We start from the raw sequence: 6,794 nt of genomic DNA, 5'->3' as shown, positions 1-6,794 counted from the left end.
TCTTCCCATGGTATCCGCCCCGTTCATTATTCTTGCTTTCAGGATACCATAGAACACCGTTTTAAGTAACTGAATTTAGGAAACGAACTACTAGGTTTCAATTTACCATGATTATTTGATTCAAACTGACACAAATCATTTTTTCCTTTTTTCAAGATATATGCCGTATAAAAGGATCAATAAAAAAACAATCCAATAAATAGGTCTTTGATCTTCGGAAATAAATGATGAAAATGCGGGTGGTACTCCGACAAATAATTTCACAGTTCAACACCTCAATATTATGATAATACACGGTGTTTTAAATTGTGAATAGATGAAGGGATCCTCATGGTGATATAACAAATCCGAAATTTGCTCCTCATTAAACTTGTTATGACATATCTCGTGGAGAGTTATCAAATTTTTTGAAAATGAATCTTTAGCTGATGTATGTTGTCTAAATAAGTGAGGGGTGAATAAGTTGGAAAACTATGCAGGTGGTTCACTGGATAGAAAAACTGTATTAATTGACCTGATGGTTACGCATGAGCCCGATGTATGGAATTATGCCTTTTCCCTAACTCGTAGTGAAGAACTTGCTAACGACATTACACAAGAGGTGTTTGTCAAGGCATACGAGAAGCTCGATTCGTTTCGTGGTGAGTCGTCTATTAAAACCTGGCTTCTTGTGATTACCCGTAATACTGTCATAAATTATCGTAGATCTGCCTTTTTTCGGAAAGTGATTCTTATTGATTACATGTTTGACAGAGGAACACACCCTTCAGCTGAAAAAGAGGTGTTAGACAAAATAGTAATTGAAGATATTTGGAGAATAATTTTGAATTTACCGATCAAACTTAGGGAAGTTTTAGTGTTGTATGTTCAGCAACATTTGTCAATTTCAGAAATAGCCTGTCTAATTGGAGTTTCAGAAGCTACTGTAAAGAGCAGACTTTATAGAGCCAGAAACAAAGTTTCAAACTTTCTAAAACAGGAAGGTGATCTGGATGGAAAAGCTTGAATTTGATTGGGAGAAAAAGTTACCCCCTTCACCGGTTGCTCGTCGAAATACTCCAACTCATATAATGATACAACGTGTAGAAGAACGTTTAAAAAGCAAAAGAAAGAGATTAAAAAGATTTGTTCCTTGGTTCGCGTGTTTCTCAATTGCTGTACTCACTCTTATATTTATTGTGCCTCAATTTAGTCAAATATTAAATCTTGTGCAGACCAGGGGTAATGAACAACCAGATGGCATAATAGCAGGGGCAGAACTCAGCACCGATCAATTGATTATTCAAATCAAACAAAAAGTAAAGTTTAACGTTTGGATTCCCATCTCAGCAACTAGCTTGACTCTTAAAGATACCAAGGTAGAACATGAGCAAATACTTATAAAATACGATTTTGAAGGGCCGAACGGCAACAAAGTACCGGTTGAACTCATGGAAATACCTGATCCCAAAAGTAGTAATCCCAATCAAACCACCTTTTGGGTTACAGGTAAAGTGGATAAATCAATACAAATTAACGGTCAAACATGGGGATATTCATCTGTTTCACAAGGAGATAAAAAGCGGGTTCAGCTATATGCCCTTTTGAATGGAACACATATTTTTATCAATTCTCAGGATATTGACTTTGACACACTAGTTCATATTGGTGAATCTATGCAGTGTGTTAATTGTGATCAAAAAAATTAATCTTGGAAAATCAAATAACGCCCACAATTTTGGGCGCCTTTTTTTTGAAATTCACCCGGGATAAAGGTCATACTGTGACAGGAGTGGGGTGGAAGAGACATTTCTACAATAGGATTGTCTAAGAAAATAATTAGAACTATGTTACTCGAAAGGAAAAGGTGCACTTATGTAACCTAAATCGTTACATTATGTCAATATAGACAAAGATCCTCCTCGTAAAATCAATTACATATTCTATAATTTTCAGTCAAAGCCCTTCTTTTCCAATTACAGCATGCTCCCGCAAGGAGTTTTTCCGTTTGGTAGGAGCTAGATTCACCTGGCTGAACAGCCTGACGAGATGATGCTGGAGGTAGAACGTGTTACCAATCAATGGCTCTCGGAAGCATGGTTCAGTCTATCCTATTGGATGAGCCGATTTACTCTCAGAAGTGGGATTTTGAACGGTGAGAAAGTTCATGATTTCAGTAATCCAGTAGTAGAACCGGATGGATTTAGAGAGTTATCCTTCCAACAAGCATGTATAATTGTCGGGGTATTGATGGAGTCAGACCTTTAAAGGATATAGATCTTGGAGATCGACATTTTAGGGAGTGTCCGTTGAATGAAGTTGAAATGTGCTATTCTTGATGATTATCAAAACGTGGCCATGAAGATGGCGGATTGGTCTGTTGTAGCGGACAAAGTTGAAGTAACCGTATTTCATCAACATATGGACAAGGAAGATGACGTTGTTCGTGCCATTCAGGACTTCGATATCGTTGTGATTATGCGAGAGCGCACGCCGTTTCGGGCAACGATTTTTGAGCGTCTGGATAAATTAAAGCTGCTTATTACGTCCGGAATGCGAAATGCCTCCATTGATTTAGCTGCCGCTTCAGCTAAAGGAGTCGTTGTCTGTGGAACGGCAAGTTATTCTGAACCTCCTACCGAACTCGCATGGTCTTTGATTTTAGGTTTAGCACGGGGCCTTGTACAGGAGAACCACTCCATTCGAAACAATGGGCCATGGCAACAAACCATAGGTAAAGATTTATATGGAAGCACACTGGGGCTTCTTGGACTTGGAAAAATTGGCGGTAGGATGGCGCGAATTGCTCAAGCCTTCGGTATGAAAGTCATAGCTTGGAGCCAGAATTTGACGCTTGAACAGGCAGAGGCAGCGGGTGTGCAGTTGGCAAGCTCAAAAGAAGAACTGCTGATGAGCAGTGACTTTGTTTCCATTCATCTGGTGCTTAGCGAACGAACGAGAGGACTGATCGGTCCTGCTGAGTTGCAGCTGATGCGCCCAACTTCCTATTTAATCAATACGTCTCGCGCACAAATTGTGGATCAGGCGGCTCTGGTCGAAGCACTTCAAAAGGGTAAAATTGCGGGAGCCGGTATCGACGTATTTGAGACGGAGCCATTGCCGGAAAATGATATACTGCGGAAGTTACCTAATGTTCTTGCTACACCGCATTTGGGATATGTAACGCTAAGAAACTATCAAACTTATTATCGGGAAGCTGTGGAAGATATTGTGACATTCCTGAAAGGTTCTCCGATACGCAAACTTTCCTAAAAAAGGAGAGGATTCAAATTTATAAATTTTTACTAAGTAGGACATTCACCAGGTTTTGGAGGGATTCAGTTGGTCTGGAAAGGTCAAAATGATAACTGGGTATGTCTTGTTGAACAGTCCAAGAGCAAAAATATTCCGGGGATACGCCTTATCTTGATCTATCGAAATGAAAATGCACCCCGGAGTAGGTGAAGTGTCGTGTACTGTGCAAGAAAATACCGCATTAACAGTAGCCAGTTCACTTTCGAAAGACGGTATGCTCGTTGTCGAATTCTTTCAGCAGGGGTTCCATTTCACCAATAAGGTGTTAAATTTGGTGTTACATTACCAAGATCGGACGGATAAACATACGACTATTACCACCGCAAAAAGGGGTCATTATAACTGCTGATTAAAAAAGCAATGAAAATGGGACATCTGTGCTTCCTATCTATTAATATAGGGGTTAAAAGGTAAAATGTTAATTTAGAAAAAACAGAGTGTTTCATATTATCAAGTTTTTCGATTTAGGAAGTAATAAGTTTAATAGATTGATCCGTGGTGCTGCAACTTGGAAAAGAGATCCATATAGAATGGATTCTTTTTTGACAGCGGGTTATAAATATTTTCGTGTAACGATTTTCCCGAAATCCGCAATGTCCTGCACGTGATTGACCAGGACGGCATATACGATCTGCTCCTGGATCGTCACATAATCGTGTACGATTACGTTACGGAATTGAGCCATCTTTTTTAACTTCTCGGCAAGGTTTTTATCAATAATATGTTGTTCTTCAAGAATCTCAAAAGTGTCTTTATTTGATTTTGGTTCCCTATAACCCTCGTAAGAGATGATATGATTGGCGATGTCTAAACAAGCTTCGATAGCAATATGGAGTGTTCTCTCCACGAATCTACGGGTAAGTTTGTCTTGCGAGAAATGATCCCAGTTCGTTTTTTCACGTATTTCGTCCAGATCGCTCAAATACTCTTCAAGCAGGACGAGCCTTCTGGCGATGACCTCTTTTTCGACCATTTACCGTTCCTCCAGCCGCTTCAGTGCTTCACGGTGATACAATTGGTAAAAAGGGATTCGATCTAAATATTCCCTGCGCAGACGAACTTCAAATTCGACTCTTTGGCGCGTGTTCTTATCAATGAGAAGTTGTTTCGAAAGCATGATTTGATGAAAAAAGTATGGATCAACCTCCGCGAGGTCAACGATGTCGGTCTTGGTACCCAATATCTCCTCGAGATCCGCGGCAATGGTTAGTTTTAGGTCGAAACGTTGAAGCAGGTCCAGGCTGTCTTGAAACAACACGGCAATATCGACATCGCTTTGCGACCGATGTTTGTTTTTCGCGACAGAACCGAATAAATAGGCAGCCGTAACAAATTCCTTACTGTTGAAATACGTCTGCAATTTTTTTATTATAAGCTCCTTGTCCATCTTTTCTCACTTCACTTTCAGTTCCTACCCAGATTATAGCATATCGGGAGTTCATCTAAACCGGTCTCTTCACCTGCGACGTTAAATAGACGCCGCAGATGACAAGCGCGGCCCCGATGCTGTCGAACGATTCGGCGGTTCGTTTACTCTACCGTCAAACTTTTGGCGAGATTGCGGGGACGGTCTACGTCGTGGCCGCGAACTGTACCGGAATAATAAGCCAGCAGTTGCAGGGGAATGGCAGCCAAGACCGGCATTAGCAACGGGTGGGTTTCAGGGACATAAAGAACTTCGTCCACGACTTCTCCCACCAGTTCGTCGCCAATCGTAGTAACTCCCACGACAAAGGCCCCCCTTGCCTTGATTTCTTTAATATTGCTGATGACTTTATTCAACACTTGTTGCTGGGTGGCCAATGCGATTACGGGTATCCCCGGGGTAATTAAAGCCATGGTGCCATGTTTCATTTCTCCTGCCGCGTAAGCATCGGCATGAATATAGGCGACTTCCTGCAGCTTCAAAGCGCCTTCCAGGGCCAAAACATAGTCGAGTCCCCGCCCGATCAGAAAAAGATGGTCCTGATCATAAGTGACCTGCGCAAACTGGTCGATGGCATCTTGTGTCATGATCAACGTGGATTCCACATCCTCCGGCAGGCGCTCCAATGCTTCCAATAGGGAGGGGATGTGATCGGTTCCCGGACTGTCGGGTACCAGTCTTGCCAGCCGGATCGACAGCAGAATCATGGCGACAATCTGCGATGTATAAGCTTTGGTCGAGGCCACCGCCAGTTCAGGACCTGCCTTGGTGTAAATCGTACTGTCCGCTTTGCGTGAGATGGTGCTTCCCACCGTATTCGTAATGGCGATAACCGGGCAGCCGCATTGTTTGGCTTCTCTGAGAGCGGACAGAGTGTCTGCTGTTTCTCCGGATTGGCTCAAGACGATCACCAGATTGTGTTCATCGAGAGGCGGATGGTTATAGATGAACTCCGAGGAAAAAGCGACTTCCACCGGAATTCCCAGCAATTGTTCGATGACCTTTTTGCCTATGATCCCTGCATGATAGGATGTCCCGCTGGCCACGATATCGATTTTTCTCAGCCTTTTAACGGGCAGTTCGTTCAAAACCGGTTCCAGTTCCGGAAGGTTCACTTCATTGGGAGACAATCGTCCCAGCAGTGTCTCTTCGATCGCTTTAGGCTGTTCAAAAATTTCCTTTAACATGTAATGCTTGTAATCTTGCAGCAACACATCCTGAACGTTCCATTCCACAAAAGTCCTTTTGGGTTCCAAGATTGTGCCGTCTATATGTTTAACCATAACTCTTTCCGGTGAAAGAATGGCCATCTCCCCGTTTTTGATCGGATGAATCTCCCGGGTGTACGGCAGAAGGGCTGGAATGTCGGAAGCAAGAAATGCCTCTTCTTTCCCAACCCCCAGTACAAGGGGGTTATCTTGCGAAATGGCAATGATCTTGTCAGGCTCTGCGCGGCACAAAATGGCCAATGCAAAGGATCCCTTCAGCATAGGAAGGATGGTTTGGACTGTGTTTTCAAAATTACCGGTATCGTATTCCTCCAATAAGTGGGGAATGACTTCCGTGTCCGTATCCGTAATAAAGGAATGCCCCTTCTGAATTAAACTTTTCCGCAATTGCGGGTAGTTTTCAATAATTCCGTTATGAACTACGATAAACCTGCCGTCACATCCGGACAACGGATGGGAGTTTACCACAGAGGGAACTCCATGGGTCGCCCAACGGGTATGACCAATTCCAAGGATACCTTGGAGAATCGGTTCATGTTCCAGAAAGAAGCGTAAGTCCCTGACCCGTCCCGGCGTTTTCTTAATCTGGATTTGGCGGCGGTTCGAAACGGCCACACCCGCCGAATCATAGCCGCGATATTCAAGCCTATCCAAACAGTCCAGAAGAATGGGCAGCGCGTCCCGTTTCCCCAAAAACCCAACGATCCCACTCACCATCTTCACCTCGTTCGACTCTTGTAATGCATCGTTTTATTATAACGGAATTCCCCCTGCTTGAGCCATCCATCACTCTCCTGCAAAAAAGAAGGCAACCTTATAGTCGCCTTCTCACTGTCGGGTATGCC

General features: G+C 43.0%; 7 protein-coding genes. 4 read left to right on the top strand and 3 right to left on the bottom strand.

The window, feature by feature from the left end; genetic code table 11:
• The first annotated feature begins 463 nt into the window (after positions 1-463).
• From EFBL_RS11345 to EFBL_RS11335, 4 genes are all read left to right on the top strand, one after another.
• Positions 464-1,006 (top strand): RNA polymerase sigma factor, encoded by a 543-nt coding sequence (locus EFBL_RS11345; protein ID WP_231705772.1) that lies wholly within the window; start codon positions 464-466, stop codon positions 1,004-1,006.
• A complete protein-coding gene (locus EFBL_RS11340; protein ID WP_096182238.1) occupies positions 993-1,688 on the top strand; it encodes a hypothetical protein in 696 nt (231 codons plus the stop codon). Before EFBL_RS11345 ends, EFBL_RS11340 begins: the two co-directional genes overlap by 14 nt.
• A gap of 340 nt (positions 1,689-2,028) precedes the next feature.
• Entirely contained in the window at positions 2,029-2,247 is a 219-nt protein-coding gene (locus tag EFBL_RS21885; protein WP_369690101.1) for a DUF6025 family protein, read from the top strand.
• Between the two features lie 45 nt (positions 2,248-2,292).
• Positions 2,293-3,252 (top strand): D-2-hydroxyacid dehydrogenase family protein, encoded by a 960-nt coding sequence (locus EFBL_RS11335; protein ID WP_096182237.1) that lies wholly within the window; start codon positions 2,293-2,295, stop codon positions 3,250-3,252.
• A 595-nt stretch (positions 3,253-3,847) separates the two neighbouring features.
• Here EFBL_RS11335 and hepT read toward each other — a convergent pair.
• From hepT to glmS, 3 genes are all read right to left on the bottom strand, one after another.
• The gene (gene hepT, locus EFBL_RS11330; protein WP_096182236.1) at positions 3,848-4,267 is read right to left on the bottom strand and encodes a type VII toxin-antitoxin system HepT family RNase toxin; all 420 of its coding nucleotides are present in this window, start codon (positions 4,265-4,267) and stop codon (positions 3,848-3,850) included.
• Positions 4,268-4,681: a type VII toxin-antitoxin system MntA family adenylyltransferase antitoxin gene (mntA, locus tag EFBL_RS11325; RefSeq protein ID WP_096182235.1), complete on the bottom strand. Its 414-nt coding sequence runs from the start codon at positions 4,679-4,681 to the stop codon at positions 4,268-4,270.
• A gap of 143 nt (positions 4,682-4,824) precedes the next feature.
• A complete protein-coding gene (glmS, locus tag EFBL_RS11320; RefSeq protein WP_096182247.1) occupies positions 4,825-6,663 on the bottom strand; it encodes a glutamine--fructose-6-phosphate transaminase (isomerizing) in 1,839 nt (612 codons plus the stop codon).
• Positions 6,664-6,794: the final 131 nt, after the last annotated feature.

This window comes from Effusibacillus lacus (genome assembly GCF_002335525.1).
Lineage (GTDB): Bacteria > Bacillota > Bacilli > Tumebacillales > Effusibacillaceae > Effusibacillus > Effusibacillus lacus.
This window is presented reverse-complemented; position numbering and strand designations above follow the sequence as displayed.